Consider the following 15,130-nt stretch of genomic DNA (forward strand, 5'->3'; position numbering starts at 1 on the left):
GGCGGGCGTCAGCACCGGTCGAGCATGCTCGACAGCGCGGTCCTTTCCGGGACGGTGATCGTCAGCCCATAGGCGTGTTTGACCACGATCCAGTCCGTGGCATAGGTGCACCAGAACGCGACGAGCGGCGGCTTCCACGCCTCCGGCCCCTTGTCTCCCTTCTGCTGGTTGAGGTTGTCGGTGACCACCCGCAGCTGCGGCAAGGCCAGCTCGTTGGCGAACTTCTCGCGCCGGGCCTGTTCCCAGGTCTTCGCGCCGCTCGCCCAGGCATGAGCCAACGGCACCACGTGGTCTACATCCACCTCGGAAGCCTTCCGCCACGTCTCCCCGTCATAGACGCTTCGCCAGACCCCGGACACAGCGGCGCACTCCGCGTTGACCTCGACGTCCGCCCCGTCCCGTTTCAACAGCTCCTCGCGGACGTTGCAGGTGCCGGACACGGTCTTCCAGTGCGGGAACTTCGCCCGGTCGTAACCATCGAGATTTCCGCGTACCGCGACCGACAGCTCACCGAGACGCTTACGCGCGTCGGTGACAGGGATTGTCGGCGCCTCCCCCGCGGCCGTGCCGCTCGTGCCCGGATTGCCAGAGTCAGCCTGCGGAACCGCACAACCCGACACCAGCATCGACACGCCGGCCACGACGCACGCCACGGCGTGACCGACACGCCCACTCACGCCAGTCACGGTGCGCACCTCATCCTCAACTGTCACGCCTCTTCCGACCTGACCAGTCAACCGGACGCACCGTCCCGCGGGACCGGCGAACAGCCTAACTTCCCGCCGATGACCCGACACGACTTCCGGACATCCGGATCCGCCTCGCTAGGCGACACCCCGCAACCGGACAGTCCACACTGGCCAATGACGCGCCGAACATGAGGATCGGACACACTTTGCAGGCGTCTCAGTGACTGGGTCACGCAAGACGTCGCCGCCCCGTCCATCTCGCCATCCGACGCCGACGCCCACGTGCCCTAAACTGGCGTGACCACGACATGGCGGCGATCTACGTATCCCACGACCTCGCCGTGGTTTCCGACCACACAGTGTTGTCGGTCGCCGGGCTGCACGCGGGCTATGGCGGCAGCCAGATCCTCTTCGACGTGTCGTTCCGTTTGGTGCGGGGCGAATGCCTGGCCGTCGTCGGCGAGTCCGGCAGCGGAAAGACCACGATGTCGCGCTTGCACGAAGAGCAACAAGGAACCCTGACGATCGAAGACCGCCCGATCCCCGCATCGCAGCGTGGAAAACAGCCTCGCCGTAACACTGCGGCACTACTTCGGCGTGACCAAGCACGAGGCCGGCAGCGAGCACGTGAGGCGCTCGAACGAGTCGAGATACCGGCGCGATACGCCGGGTACTACCCGGTCGAACTTTCCGGCGGGCAACGCCAACGTGTCGCGATCGCCCGCGCCCTGGTGTGCGAACCGAAACTCCTCGTCTGCGACGAGGTGACGTCCGCGCTCGACGTGTCAGTACAGGTAGTGTCGTAGTACTGAGCCAGGGCTGTGTCGTGGAATCGGGCATGACCGGCTCAGTACTCACGACGCCGTCGCACCCCTTACACCCGCAGCCTGATGGCCGCCACGCTCGAAGTGCCCGTTACGACGTAATTCCCTCGGCGCGCCACCACCTCTCAGAGGGATGCGCGCGGCTCGCGGGGCGACCGGCTGTTCTACCGGGTGTCAGTCACCCTTGGCCAACCGGTCGTTGATCCGGCGGGCCAGCTCGGCGGTGAAGCCCACGGCCGGCACGGTGTGGCCGAGAGCGGTGAGGATCGTGTGGAGATGGGTGTCCACCGTGGCTTCGATCAACGTGGTGAGTGTCGCGGTGGTGGATCGGGCCCGGCTCCACCCCAGCGCGGCGGTGCCGATTCCGACCACTATCGCGGGGTACCAATAGATCCCGAGGCCGAGGTACAGCACACCCCAGCCGACGAGCCTGGTGGCCGACCTGAACTGGGATTCGGCCGCCTGCACCGGAGTACGGACCGTTTCCGGGACCAGCAACCACAAGCGCGGCCACACCAAGCCCAGATCGAGTCCGTGGTACTGCCCGGCGATCCGGGCGTTCAGCAGCCGGAACCGCTCGCCGATCCAGGCCGGGTGTCGTGGACGGTAGGCGGATACCGGGTCCACCCCCGCCCTGGCCGCCGCCCGATCGAACAACCTGCCGCGCAAGGCCACCAGCCCCCGCGCGACCCTGCCCGCCGGTCCGCGCCACGGTCTGGTCCAGACCGCCTCGGCCAGGCTGCCGACCGCCTGCGCGGCCATGGCCGCCGCCGTGGCACCGATCAGCAGGAAGACGGCCACCGCCGCGACCGGCAGGCGCGGCGCCTCCCGCACGATCCAGCCGGCGACCGAGACGAGGTCGAACGCGGAGCGGTGGCCCAGCCGGACCGCGCACACCGCCGCGGCGATGAACAACGCCCCCGGCAGTACGAGAGTCGCGACCCATCGCTCGGCGAGCTTGCCGCTCAGCGACGACAAGAAGGGGTTCACGGCATCGCGCCCGTCGGCAGCATCGGCTCGTCGTCGAACAGGGCGCACACGGGCGGGTGCCCGTCGTCGTCCCGATGGTCGTGGCGTGAGCACAACTTGCGCGGGCAGCTGTAGTCGCCGCGCCCGGTCCTCGGCACGCGAGCGCTCCGCGGTGTGGGATACACGGGCATGCTGCCGGGAGTTCCGGCGCTCCTGGTCGGCTCCGCCGACTCGGCGTCCAGCAGGTCGAACTGCCTGCACGCGTCCAAGGCCGAACCGCCCTTTCGCACTCGGGAGGCGGCGCGTTCGAGCCTGTCGGTCCATCGGCCGGCGATGGCGGCCTGGCGCAGATCCGGCATGACGGTGCACCACAGAACGAGTGCTTGTCCCTCGTCGAATACCGCCACGTCGCCCCTCCCTTGTGCCATCCTGAATCGTCTACCGCACCGTAGTGGGTGGCGAAGGAGGAGTGGACATCTCGCTCTTGGAACGCATTCGCCGTTGTCTGGAAACAGGCGAGGCCGACGAGGTCACCACACCCGCTGCCGTGGCGGACGCCGCCCGCCTGGTCCTGCCAGCCATCGGTACCGGCCTGCCTCCCGAGATGCTTCGAGAACTCGGAATGCTGCACTGGCTGCGGCATTGCGCCCTGCCGCCGGGCAGCGTCGGGCCTGATATCCAGACCTGTACGGAACTGTTCGCCCCGCTCGCCGAATCCTTTCCCGGCGTAGTGCCACCGCCGGTGCTCAGCTGGCTTCAGGAGAACCGCTATCCGGGACTCACACCCGCGGAGCTTGGACCTTTCTACGCGTCGGTGATCACCGACGTCGCTTTGGCGGCCGCGGATCCCGTCCTGACCGACCTGGGGGTGGCCGCATGCCGAGCCGCCGTCGACGTCGGCAGCGAGGCCGACCGTCCGGCGCACCGCCTCAACCTGATGGTGCTGTTGAATCAGCGCTTCGAACGGACGACCGCCGAGGCGGATCTGGACGACGCCGTCGCGGCGGGCCGCGCGGCTCTCGAGCCGGCCGGGCACCCGATGACCGCGGCGGTCCGGTTTCCGCTCGGGGTCGTTCTGCTCACCCGGTTCGGCATCCGCGGGCAGGAACGGGACCTCGCCGACAGCACGGTGCTCCTGCGCGAAGCGGTGTCGTCCCTGCCGCCCGGTGAACCGAATCGCGTCGCCTACTTGTCGCAGTTCGCCTTGGCCTTGGAGACCCAGTGCAATACCGGCGGTCCGCTCGCCGTGGTCGAGGAGTACGTCGAGGTGACCAAGGAAGTCCTCGCGAACTGCGCTCCGGAAGACCCGGCATTCGGTGAAGCGCTCCTGTTGCGAGGCAGCGCCCTGCGGGTCAGGTTCGTCCGTACGGGCGAACCCACCGACATCGCCGAAAGCGTCCGATACCTGCGGGAGGCGCTGAGGAGCCTCCCCGAGGGCAGCGAGTCGCATGTCACCGCGAAGCTCAACCTCGCGAGCTCGCTCCAGACCCGGTTCGCGTATGCCTCGGCCTTCACCACACCTGATGGTCCCGACGAAGCCGACCTGGCCGAAGCCATCGCACTGGCCAGGGAGGCCGACGCGGCCATCGGAGAAGGCCACCCGCTGAGGTGGACGGTCGAGGCCACGCTGGCGACCGTGCTGCGAGACGGCACCACGGACCCTGCCGAGGCGATAAGCGCGGCGAGAGCGACCTTGGCGGGACTGCCCGCGGACAGTCCGCTTCGAGGGACCGCGCTGCTGTCCCTCGGTGAGTCACTTCGCCGTCAGTACCGGGCAACCGGTGGCCAGGAGGTCCTCCGGGAAGCCGTGGACGTCCTTCGTGAGGCGAAGACGGCCGGGGCGGGCGGTCCACACGGCCGGGCGCCGATGCTCACGGCCCTGTCGATGGCGCTGTTCGAGGCGATCAAGCTGGCGGGCACCGTCGGCGCGATCGATGACAGTGAGCTCGGCGAAGCCATCGAGACGACGAGAGCGGCCGCGCAGGGCATCCCCGGTCACACGTTGATCCGTGGCCAGCAGCTCTGGCAACTGGCGGAGCTGCTGCGGTGGCGCTTCTCGCGCACAGGCCAGGCGACGGACCTCGACGAACGGATCGAGACGCTGCGGGCGATGGTGCCGCTGGCTCCCGACGCCCCCGCGTTGACGCAGTGTTCGTCCGCCCTCTCGAACGCACTCAGCGTCCGGTACAGCCGGAATTCGGACCCGGCCGACCTCGACGAGTCCGTCGCCGCGTTGTGCCGGGTCGTCGAGGCCCTGCCCGCGGACGGCCCCGAACTGCCCGACCTGCGGGCGGACACCGCGTTGGCACACCTGCGACGCTTCGAAGCCAGGGGCGAGCCTGCCGACAGGGAGACGGCGACCCGGCTGATCCGCTCAGCGCTCGCCGCCACCGGCGCGGACGACTCGAGCCGTTATCGGATGCTCGGCATTCTGGCCGCGCTCCTGACCTCGACGGCCACCTCGGAGCGCGACCCCGAGAAGCTGACCGAAGCCATCGAAACCTGCTACGCGGCAACGCCACCCGGCGAGGTCCCGGCGGTGATGGTCACCCTCACCCTGGGCAACGCGCTTATGTCCCGCTACGAGAACACCGGTGCCAAAGCGGACTTGGAGGCGGCGGCCACGACACTGCGGGCCGCGTTGGCGCAGGCCACCGGAATGAACCGGACCATGCTCGTGAACAACCTCATCCAGGTGCTTCGCATCCGCTTTTACCGCTATGGCGACGAAAGCGCACTGACCGAGGCGATCGACAGCGGCAAGGCGGCCCTCCGGACCAGCCCCGATGTATTGCTGCTGGCGGGGAATGTCGCGGCCGCACAGACCGACCGGTACGAGTGGGCCCGCGACCCCGCCGATCTCACCGAGGCCGTCGACGCGCTGCGCTCGCTGCTCGGCCGGGCCAGGGCGGACGATCCAGACCTGCCGACGCTCCGGGTCTATCTCGGCTTCGCCCTGCGAGCCCGCTTCCAGGCCATGGCCTCCACCGCGGATCTGGACGAGGCGATCGCGGTGCTGCGGCCCGGTCTTGCTTCGTCCGGATCGCGCGACCAGACGGCCCAATTCAGCCTGATCCTGGGAAGCGCGCTGTCGCTTCACGGGCAGTGGTCGAACGACCCGGTCGCGCTCGCCGAGGCGAGTGAACTGCTGGAAGCCGCGGGTGACGGGCTACCAGTGGCGAACCCAGGCCGGATCACGGCCGGGATCCTCTTGGCAGGCACGCTCCGCCTGCGTTTTCTCAACACCGGAGAAGAGCCTCTGCTCACCGAAGCGATCGAAATCGGCAGAGAGGTCCTCGCCCACACCCAGGACGAGGAGACCAACCGGGCTCACACGCTGATCACGCTGGGCACCCTGCTGGCCCTGCGGTTCGAGCGGACCGGCGACATCGAGGTGGTGGCCGAGTCGATCGAGGTGCTGCGCCGTGGGGTGGCCGCCGCGGGCACGAACAACGCGATAGCGGCGAACGCCTTATCCGAGCTGGCGTACGCACTGCGTGGCCGGTACAGCGTCCTGGCGGAGCGCGCCGATCTGAACGAGGCCATCGCGTCCGCCGAGCGCGCCGCGACCCTGCCGGGCACGACACCGGCCGAACGGGGTGTCCATGTCACCGCTCTGGCCATCGGCCTGCTGACCAGATCGCTGGCCACGGGCGATCTCGACGACCTCGACGCCGCCATCGACTTGGGCCGCGAGGCCGCACGCTCGCCCAACTGGTACATCGCCTCGGCGGTCAACCTGATGGCGCTGGGGCTGGCACTGTGGTCCCGGTTCGATCGGACCGGAACGGTTTCCGACCTCAACGCCGCCATCGACGCGTTGTTCGAGGCGGCGGAGGACGCCCACCCCGGGCACACGATGCGGCCCATCATGCTGACCAACCTGTCCAACGCGCTACGTACCCGGGCGGGTCTGCTCGGCTCGGCCGCCGACCTCGACGCCGCCGTGGACGCCGGGCGATCGGCCGTCGCCGCCGCGCCGGCGGACCACCCGGCGGTGTCGATGTGCCTGATGAACCTCGGGACCGCGCTGCACATCCGGTACCTGGAAAGGCGCGACACCGCGGACCTCGACGCCGCGGTCGCCGCCTTGAACGAGGCGGTGGACCGCAGCACGCCCCAGAGCCCGAACCGGAGGGAGATCCTGGTGAACCTGGCGGGGCTGCTGCGCACCCGCCGTGACCGGCGCCCGGGCCGGGACGCGCTGGACCGGGCCGTCGCACTCGTCCGGGAGGCGATCGCGATCACCGACGTGACGCACTCGATGTACCCGATGTGCGTCCTCAGCCTTTCGACCGCGCTGCACACCAGGTACGACCGCGGTGGTGACGACGCGGACGCGGCCGAGTCGATCGAGTTGGCCGGACGGGCCATCGACAGCATGACCGCCGGTGACCCTCGGGTCGCGCTGGCCTGGGTGACGCTGGGAAGGCTGCACGAGCGCAGGCGTGTCGAAGGCGGGGGCGGCCTCGACGCCGCGGCCGCCGCCTACCGGACCGCGGTCGAATCTCCCGCCACGGCACCGGCGTTTCGGGCGGCCGCGGCCAGATTGTGGGCCGAGTCGGCCGTCCGGCAGCGCGACTGGGCCTCCGCGACGGAGGCGTTCGGCGTCGCTGTCGCGCTGATACCCCAGGTGGCCTGGCACGGCGTCGAACGCGACGCGCGCGAGCGCAGGCTGACGGTGTGGGAAGGCCTGGCGAGGATGGCCGCCGCCGCGGCGCTGGAGGCCGGTGACCCCGGCCGCGCCGTGGAACTGCTCGAGCAAGGCCGCTCCGTGTTGTGGTCGCAGGCGTTGCAGACCAGGGACGACCTGTCGATGCTGCGGGAACGTGACCTCGCGTTGCACGATCGGCTGCGTGCCGTGGCGACGAAGCTGGCGGCCACGACCGTGCCCGACATCCCGGAGGCCGCCGCCACGACCGATCCGTGGAGCGACCCGAGCCAGCGCATGCGGTCCGACCGGATCAAGCTGGCCGAGGACTGGGACCGGTTGCTCGCCGAAGCACGCGCCTTGCCGGGACTGGAGTACCTACTGCGGATCCCGCCGCTGGCCACCCTGCGCGAGGGTCTGCCCGACGGTCCCGTCGTCCTGCTCAACGTCGACGAAGCCCGATGTGACGCCTTGATCGTGCACCGGGACCGCGACGTCGAGCATGTTCCGCTGCCTGCTCTGTCGTTCGTGGAGGCCGGGCGACGGGCAGAGGGGTACCTGCGGGCGTTGAAGCTGCTGGAAAATCCAGGCGGGCCAGGCGACTTCGCCACCACCGGCGCCAGGCAAACGGTGCACGCGACCCTGGAATGGTTGTGGGACACCGTCGCCGATCCGGTGCTGACCCGGTTGGGCTACACCGGCCACGACGAGCCGTTGCCGCGACTGTGGTGGTGCCCCACCGGATCACTCACCCTGCTCCCGCTGCACGCCGCCGGTTACCACGACCCGGCCGAGACCCCCACCGGGCGCACGGTGATCGACCGCGCGGTGTCGTCCTACACGCCGACACTGCGCGCGCTGGCGAAGGCGAACACCGCCGACGCCGTCGAGCCCGCCGACCGACGTGTCCTCGTGGTCAGCATGCCAGAGACCCCACCGGTTCCAGGCTCCCCGGACCTGTGCCCGCTGCCCTGCGCCCGCGAGGAAGCCGAGTTCCTTTCTCGCGCGATCCCCCTCGGTCGCACGTCGCGTGTCGCCGGCACCGCCACTCACGCCGCGATCACCGCCGACCTGCGCACCCACGCCCTCGCACATTTCGCCTGCCATGGCGGACAAAACCTGCAACAGCCCTCGACGGGCAGTCTCTACCTGTGGGACAAACCACTGACCGTGCTCGAGGTCGCGGAGCTGGATCTCGAGCACGCCGAACTCGCCTACCTGTCGGCCTGCAGCACGGCGATCGGTGGCACGACCCTGCCCGACGAGGCCATCCACCTCGCCGCGGCACTCCAGCTCGCGGGTTACCGGCAGGTGATCGCCACCCTGTGGACCATCACGGACCGGACCGCGGTCGAGGTGACCAAGATGATGTACACCGAGCTGCTCGGACCTTCGGGCCTGCGTCTCGACGGCACCGCCCATCTGCTCCACCGCACCGTGCGTGCCTTGCGCGACTCGGCTCCCCGCGACCCGGCCATCTGGGCCTCATACGTCCACTTCGGACCGTGAACTACGGGGCGCATGACTCGACCCTCGCACCGAGAGTCAGCCAGTGCTCGCGGCGACTGGCGTGTCAGTCTGGCTGCCTCCACGCCGATCAAGGTCCGAGGGATCTGCCTACCGCTTGGGGCGGTCGCGTGTTAGTCGAGGGCTGTTCCTCGGTTGGGGCACCATGAGCTTGTGCTTGAGCTGATTCATGTTTCCGAGGCCAAACTCCAGCAGCTGCTGCCTCAGTCTGGATGGCGGGCTACGCACGAGTCACCGCCGTCTTCCCCGGCCAACAACACGAGAATGATCGAGCCGCCACCGTGCTGGCCGCCACTCGGAGTTGAGTCCTCTCGCTTGCCACCCTTATTCAGTCTCAAATCCGTGGCATTTCCTCGCAAAGCAAAGGCGAGGTCAGGCGGCGTGCCGGCCGTGTGGCACCGGACCGAGCTCGGCCACGGCTGACCTGAACGCCCACCTCCCGGTGCCGTGCGGGGTTGATGTGAGGCAGATAGGGCCGACGCGATCCACCGTGCAACCTTCTGGCCGCCCGGCGCATTAGGGGGTGGGAGCCGCCGAGGACAGGAGAGACCGTGCGCGAGCAAGACCGTGACTACGTCGACTACGCGACGACACGGCTGCCTTGGCTGCGTCAGACGGCCTACCTGCTGACCCAGGACTGGCACCGGGCCGACGACGTGGTGCAGACGGCGTTCACGCAGCTGTACCGGCACTGGAAACGAGCCTCGCAGGTGGAGAACCTGGACGGCTACACGCGCACGATCCTGGTGCGCTCGTTTCTGGGCGAGCGGCGCCGGTGGGGGTCGAGGGTCCGGCTGATGGCCGAGCCGCCGGACCACGCCGGAGGGGAGCCGGACCACGCCAGTCGCGTAGCGGTGCGGACCGCGCTGGCCACCGTGCCGCCGCGGCAACGGGCCACTCTCGTGCTGCGGTTCTACTGCGATCTGAGCGTGGAGCAGGCCGCCGACGTTCTGGGCTGTTCTCCGGGAACCGTCAAAAGTCAAACCGCACGTGGCCTGGACGCGCTGCGGCGCGTGCTGGCCGATACCCCGTCACCGGTCTCGCCGGCCGCGAAGAGGAGCAGTTGATGGACGAGCAGGATGTGCGCACCCTCTTGGACGATCTTGCCCAGACCCCCGCTCCCCCGTCCCGAGTCGACGTCGTGGGCGCGGTGACCACGGCCCGGCGCGGGCGGAGGGTCCGCACGGCGACCTCGGTCGCGGCGTCGGTCCTCGTCGCCGGGCTGGCCACCACCCTGACGTACGCCGTCATCGACCGTTCGCCGCCGCCCACCGGTTCTTCCGCCCCGCCGCCCGCGGCCGCCCCGGCCCCCAGTGCGCCTGCGCGGTTCGACCCGCTGGTGCGCTACGCCTCGTTCGGCTGGCTGCCCGAGCAGGACACGCTGGACTGGCGCACCACGTCGATCAACGGCGAGCGGCTGACTTTGAAGGCTTCGAGGTTCGTTCCGGACCCGGCCAACGGTCCGGGTGTGACCCTCCCCGCGACGCACGTCGAGGTGCGCCTCTACGCCGCCGGCGTCGCCCCCCTGACCGACCGGCCGATCGAGACACAGCTTCCCGGCGAGGGCACACGGATGGTGCCCTACGGGCCGGTGACCGGCGCCCCTGCCGTCAACGGCGCCCCGGCGTACTGGGTAGGGGTGCCCGGTGACTCCGGGACACTCATCCTGAAGTGGCGTTACGCCGCCGACGGCTGGGCCGAGTTGTCCGTCTCCCGGCTCAAGGGCTACCCGCGCGAGACCGCCCGCCGCATCGCCGAGGCGCTACGCACCGACGGTGCCGAACGATTGCGCTTCCCTTTCCAGCTCACCGGCCTGTCCCCTGAGATCCGGCCGACGGCGGGCGAGATCGAGGAAGGCGGCCTCGGCGGCGCATGGCGCGCCACCCTCGACCTGAACCTCCGCCCCGACGGGCACGGACCGGCCCTGAGCGTGTCCGTCCACCCCGGCACCGACGGCCTCGTGCCCAACACCACCGTCGACGGGCACCCCGCCCGCCGCGACACCTTCGACGGAGACCACCTCGGGACGCCGCAGTACTCAGACCGGCTGTCCGTCTCCGACATCGACGGCCTCCAGGCCGACCTGTTCATCGACGCCACATCGGCCGCCGATGCCGCCCCGCTGGGACCGGACGGCGTACTCGGCGTCTACCGCGGCCTTACCGTCCACGCGGACCGCGCTGGCTGGACCAGCCAACCTCTCGTGCGCTGAACCATCGGCTCCAGCCGAGCGCCGACAAGGGCGGACCGAGAGTGTGGCCGGCCCTGCTCCCTCGGTGCCCGTTACGGGCCCGCTACCGTGACTCGGGTGGAGTTCGTCGTGATCTTCGGACCGCCCGCCGTCGGCAAGATGACCGTCGGCGAGAAGCTGTGCGAACTCACCGGGTTCAAGCTGTTCCACAACCACATGGCCGTCGAGCCGGTGCTCGGGATCTTCCCGTTCGGCTCGCCGCCGTTCGGCAGGCTCGTCAACGAGTTCCGACGCCGCGTCATCGAGGAGGCGGCCGACGCGGGCCTGCCCGGCCTCGTGTACACGAACGTCTGGGGTCTGGACCTGCCCGAGGACGCCGAGCTCATCGGCTCGTACGTCGACATCGTCCGGTCACGCGGCGGGCGGACGCGGTTCGTCGAGCTGTACGCGGATCTCGACGAGCGGCTCAGGCGCAATTCCACCGAGCTCCGCCTCGATCGCAAGCCCAGCGAGCGTGATCTCGAGTTCTCGCGCGTCAGCCTTCTCGAACTCGACCGCGACTACGTCATGAACACCGGCGGAACCCGCCGGGTCCACGCCCAGGGCTTGATCGAGCAGCACGATCACCTGCGTATCGACAACACCCACTTGAGCCCGGCCGAGGCCGCGGCCCTAATCCTGCGAAAGATGCCGCAGTGACCGGGTCGTGCTCGTGCCGAGGACCCGCGAGGCCATCCACGCCAGCGCGTCGGCCGTGCGCGCGGGAGTGTCCGACGGCTGCATGATGTGGCTCAGCACCGTCCGGACCACGACGTCGATCGCGACGTCGAGCTGGTCGGCGTCCAGCGGCGGCCCGTAGTCGCGCACGCGGCCGCGCAGCATGATCGTCGCTTCGCCCAGCAGGCTGCCTGCCCGGACGGTCAGCAGCGGCAGCAACTCGGTGTCGGCGCCGTGCGTGGCCGAGACGATGGCACGCAGCAGGAGGTTGTCGTCGGCGAGTTCGAGGACGCCTCGGACGGCGTCGTGGATCGCCTCGACCAGGTCGTCGGGGTGCCGCTCGAAGGCGTCTCGCACGACCGAAAGGAACCTCGCGAGTTCGTGCGAGATCATCGCTTCGGCAAGCTGGGTCTTCGAGCCGAGTTCGTTGTAGACGGTCTGACGGCTGACGCCGACGATCTCCGCGAGCTTGCTCATCGTCACCGAGGCCCAGCCGGAACGCACGGTCAGCTCGATCGCCGACGCGACGATCGGCTGCCGGTACGGGCCACCCGTGGCCGCGGCTGAGGGTGCCTCGCTCATGATCGTCATTCTAAGCCGCCGTCGAGGCGGCGAACGCCAGCGCCTCCGGCCACGGCGTTCGTCCGGCGACGTGGCGGCGGTACTTCATGATCTCGCGCGGCCGGTCGACGGTCAGCGCGCCGACGATCCGGTCCCCGCGCCGGTACAGCGCGGTGAACCCACCGGAGGCCGGGACGGCGGTCACCACCTCGTCCGCGTGCGGGGTGCCGACGAACTGGATCCGGTGGTCGTACCAGTCCGACCAGAAGTACGGCACCGGCGCCAGCGCACGTGCCGACTCCGGGGACAGCGCGTGACGAGCGGCCGCGGCACCTTGCTCCGCGGCGTTCGTCCAGTGTTCGAGCCGCATCAGTTCGCCGTCGAACAGGGGGTTCTCGGCGTGCGCGACGTCTCCGGCGGCGTACACGCCGGGCACGCCGGTCGCGAGCGTGGCATCGCACACCACACCACCGTCGAGCTCGTGCAGCGGGACTCCGCTCCCGGTCAGCCAGCCGGTGGCCGGGACGACGCCGATGCCGGCGACCACCAGGTCCGCGGGCAGCACCTCGCCGGTCGCGAGCCGGACGCCGGTCACCACCCCGTTGTCGGATTCCAGGCCGGTGACCTTCGTGGACAGCCGCAGCTCCGTGCCTGCCTCCCGGTGCAGCGAGGCGCACATCGCACCGGCTTCGGCCCCGACGGATCGGGTGAGCGGGACGTCGAGTGCCTCGACGATCGTCGACGGCAGCCCCCGTTTCCGGGCCGCGGCGGCGACTTCCGAGCCGATGAAACCCGCCCCGACCACGACCGTGCGGGCCCCGCGGTCGAGCGCGGCACGCACCGCCAGGGCGTCCTCGGCGGTCCTCAGGGTGTGGACCCCGGCGATTCCCTCGCTCCCGGGCAGCCGCCGCGCGGTGGCGCCGGTCGCGATCACCAGCGCGTCATAGGGCACGGTCCAGCCGTCCACCGCCACTTCGCGCGCGGTGGTGTCGAGCCCGTCCGCGGCCGCGCCGAGCACCAGCTCGACGCCGAGTTCGTCACGCAGTGCGGACACGCTGTGGAACGGATCGATCCGCCCGGGGCCTTCCGCGTCGAGGAAGGCCTTCGACAGCGGAAGCCGGTCGTACGGCGGGTGATCTTCCGCGCCGATCAGCACGATCCGCCCGCGGTAGCCGTCCCGGCGCGCCGCCTCCACCGCGCGCAGACCGGCCAGCGAGGCTCCCACGACGACCAGTGTCATGGTCAGTCCCGCAGTTTCAAGGCGAGAACCGGGCAAGCGTCGACGGCGGCCGACAGATCCTGCCGGTGTTCCTCGCCGGGCCGCTCGTCGAGCACCACGACCGTGCCGTCGTCACCGACCTCGAAGAAGTCGGGCGCCATCGCTTCGCACATGCCCAGCCCGTCGCATTTCGCGCGGTCCGCCTCGATCTTCATCATGCTCCGACCCTTCCCGGTGCCACGAAGTCGACCTTCTCCCGCACTCCGCAGTCCGGGCAGCACCACGAATCCGGGATCGCCGACCACGGGGTTCCGGCGGGGAAACCCTCACGCGGGTCGCCGAGTTTCTCGTCGTAGACGTAGCCGCAGCCCGGGCACATCCCGCCCTCGGTCGCGTCGCCGTGTGTGTCGGTGACGACCTGGGACGGCGCGGTCACGCGGGTTCCGTAGCGCGCCAGGATCTTGCCCCGCTTCGACGGCTGGATGTTGGCGCGCGAGATGTCGCCGTCGAAATGCGCGAGCACCCGCGGGTCCATCACGCGGCGCCAGACCGGCGGGAACAGCGCCAGCACGATCATCCCGGCATAGCCCGTCGGCAGGACGGGCGATTCCGCGAAATCGCGCAAGGTCTGGTAGCGGCGGGTCGGGTTGGCGTGGTGATCGCTGTGCCGCTGCAGGTGGTAGAGCAGGACGTTGGTGGCGATGTTGTTGGAGTTCCAGCTGTGGCTGGGATCCACCCGTTCGTAGCGCCGGCGGTTCGGCGGGCCGACCTTCTGCCGCCGCATCCCGTAGTGCTCCATGTAGTTCACGACTTCCAGCAGCGAGAACCCGATCACCGCCTGGATCACCAGGTACGGCAGGATTCCCGGCCCCAGCCACACGGTCAGCGCCGCCCACAGCACCGCCGACATCAGCCAGGCGTTGAGCACGTCGTTGCCGATCCGGAACGGATGCCGGTCACGCCGGGCGTACCGCTTGCGCTCCAGGCCCCACGCGGATTTCAGCGAGCCGAACACCGTGCGCGGCCAGAACCGGTAGAAACTCTCCCCCACCCGGCTGCTGGCCGGGTCCTCCGGGGTCGCCACCCGGACGTGGTGCCCACGGTTGTGCTCGATGTAGAAGTGACCGTAAAAGCTCTGTGCCAGCGCGATCTTCGACAGCCAACGCTCGTGACTTTCTTTCTTGTGCCCGAGTTCGTGCGCGGTGTTGATGCCGATGCCGCCGATGCAGCCGATCGAGATCGCCAGGCCGATCTTGTCCACAACGGACAGATCGCCGCGGGAGATCAGCCAGAACGCGGCCACGAAACCCGCGTACTGGATGGGCAGGAACGCGAAGGTGATCCAGCGGTAGTAGCGGTCCTTCTCCAGCCGTTCGATGACGTCGTCCGGCGGGTTGTCACGGTCCAGCCCGGCGATCAGGTCGATCAGCGGCACGACCACCAGGATCACGATCGGCCCGATCCAGAACCACACGCCCCATCCGGTGGCCGCGTACAGCCCGATGGCGAGGAACGCGAGCGAGGGGACCACCAGGCCGATCAGCCACAGGTATCGCTTGCGGTCGGTCCACCGCTCGGTCGAGCCCTCCGGGATCGTGCCCGTCATCTCGCTCATCGCACCCTCCTCCGTTGGCTGGGTTTACAAAACTGTAGGTGATGTACACCCGGTTTGACAAGTAGTCACTATTTGTAAACCCGCCGTTGCTTCATTTCGTGAGAGTTTGGCGATATCTTGTATTTGTTAGGAAACTTACTTAACTTGTGACGACACGCCGCGATCCA

12 protein-coding genes are annotated in these 15,130 nt (G+C 69.5%); 5 read left to right on the forward strand and 7 right to left on the reverse strand.

The genetic code is table 11. The features are described from left to right. Positions 1-8: 8 nt before the first annotated feature. Positions 9-626, reverse strand: a complete 618-nt coding sequence (locus tag ACZ5IK_RS41215) for a GmrSD restriction endonuclease domain-containing protein (protein WP_465492706.1) — start codon at positions 624-626, stop codon at positions 9-11. Between the two features lie 371 nt (positions 627-997). Between ACZ5IK_RS41215 and ACZ5IK_RS41220 the strand changes: the two genes are divergently transcribed. Then, positions 998-1,495: an ATP-binding cassette domain-containing protein gene (locus ACZ5IK_RS41220; protein WP_465492674.1), complete on the forward strand. Its 498-nt coding sequence runs from the start codon at positions 998-1,000 to the stop codon at positions 1,493-1,495. A gap of 192 nt (positions 1,496-1,687) precedes the next feature. Here ACZ5IK_RS41220 and ACZ5IK_RS41225 read toward each other — a convergent pair whose 3' ends face one another. Further along, positions 1,688-2,503, reverse strand: coding sequence for a hypothetical protein (locus ACZ5IK_RS41225; RefSeq protein WP_465492675.1), 816 nt, complete (start codon positions 2,501-2,503; stop codon positions 1,688-1,690). Further along, the gene (locus ACZ5IK_RS41230; protein ID WP_465492676.1) at positions 2,500-2,889 is read right to left on the reverse strand and encodes a hypothetical protein; all 390 of its coding nucleotides are present in this window, start codon (positions 2,887-2,889) and stop codon (positions 2,500-2,502) included. The genes ACZ5IK_RS41225 and ACZ5IK_RS41230 overlap by 4 nt, the downstream gene beginning before the upstream one ends. A 62-nt stretch (positions 2,890-2,951) precedes the next feature. Here ACZ5IK_RS41230 and ACZ5IK_RS41235 point away from each other — a divergent pair, with 62 nt between their 5' ends. From ACZ5IK_RS41235 to ACZ5IK_RS41250, 4 genes are all read left to right on the forward strand, one after another. Then, positions 2,952-8,642 (forward strand): CHAT domain-containing protein, encoded by a 5,691-nt coding sequence (locus ACZ5IK_RS41235; protein WP_465492677.1) that lies wholly within the window; start codon positions 2,952-2,954, stop codon positions 8,640-8,642. Positions 8,643-9,211: 569 nt separating this feature from the next. Beyond that, positions 9,212-9,727 carry a SigE family RNA polymerase sigma factor gene (locus tag ACZ5IK_RS41240; RefSeq protein ID WP_465492678.1) on the forward strand — a complete coding sequence of 172 codons (516 nt, stop codon included), beginning with the start codon at positions 9,212-9,214 and terminating at the stop codon, positions 9,725-9,727. Beyond that, positions 9,727-10,872 (forward strand): hypothetical protein, encoded by a 1,146-nt coding sequence (locus ACZ5IK_RS41245; protein ID WP_465492679.1) that lies wholly within the window; start codon positions 9,727-9,729, stop codon positions 10,870-10,872. Before ACZ5IK_RS41240 ends, ACZ5IK_RS41245 begins: the two co-directional genes overlap by 1 nt. Before the next feature lie 96 nt (positions 10,873-10,968). After that, positions 10,969-11,550 (forward strand): DEAD/DEAH box helicase family protein, encoded by a 582-nt coding sequence (locus tag ACZ5IK_RS41250; protein ID WP_465492680.1) that lies wholly within the window; start codon positions 10,969-10,971, stop codon positions 11,548-11,550. Here ACZ5IK_RS41250 and ACZ5IK_RS41255 read toward each other — a convergent pair. The 4 genes from ACZ5IK_RS41255 to ACZ5IK_RS41270 are packed head-to-tail and all read right to left on the reverse strand — an operon-like array spanning position 11,524 to position 14,963. Continuing rightward, the gene (locus ACZ5IK_RS41255) at positions 11,524-12,159 is read right to left on the reverse strand and encodes a TetR/AcrR family transcriptional regulator (protein ID WP_465492681.1); all 636 of its coding nucleotides are present in this window, start codon (positions 12,157-12,159) and stop codon (positions 11,524-11,526) included. The two genes, ACZ5IK_RS41250 and ACZ5IK_RS41255, sit on opposite strands and share 27 nt — an antisense overlap. A 1-nt stretch (position 12,160) precedes the next feature. Next, positions 12,161-13,369, reverse strand: a complete 1,209-nt coding sequence (locus tag ACZ5IK_RS41260; protein WP_465492682.1) for an NAD(P)/FAD-dependent oxidoreductase — start codon at positions 13,367-13,369, stop codon at positions 12,161-12,163. A gap of 2 nt (positions 13,370-13,371) precedes the next feature. After that, positions 13,372-13,566: a ferredoxin gene (locus ACZ5IK_RS41265; protein WP_007029462.1), complete on the reverse strand. Its 195-nt coding sequence runs from the start codon at positions 13,564-13,566 to the stop codon at positions 13,372-13,374. Further along, a complete protein-coding gene (locus tag ACZ5IK_RS41270; protein WP_465492683.1) occupies positions 13,563-14,963 on the reverse strand; it encodes a fatty acid desaturase in 1,401 nt (466 codons plus the stop codon). Before ACZ5IK_RS41270 ends, ACZ5IK_RS41265 begins: the two co-directional genes overlap by 4 nt. Between the last annotated feature and the right edge of the window lie 167 nt (positions 14,964-15,130).

Source organism: Amycolatopsis sp. NPDC031561 (assembly GCF_055580625.1).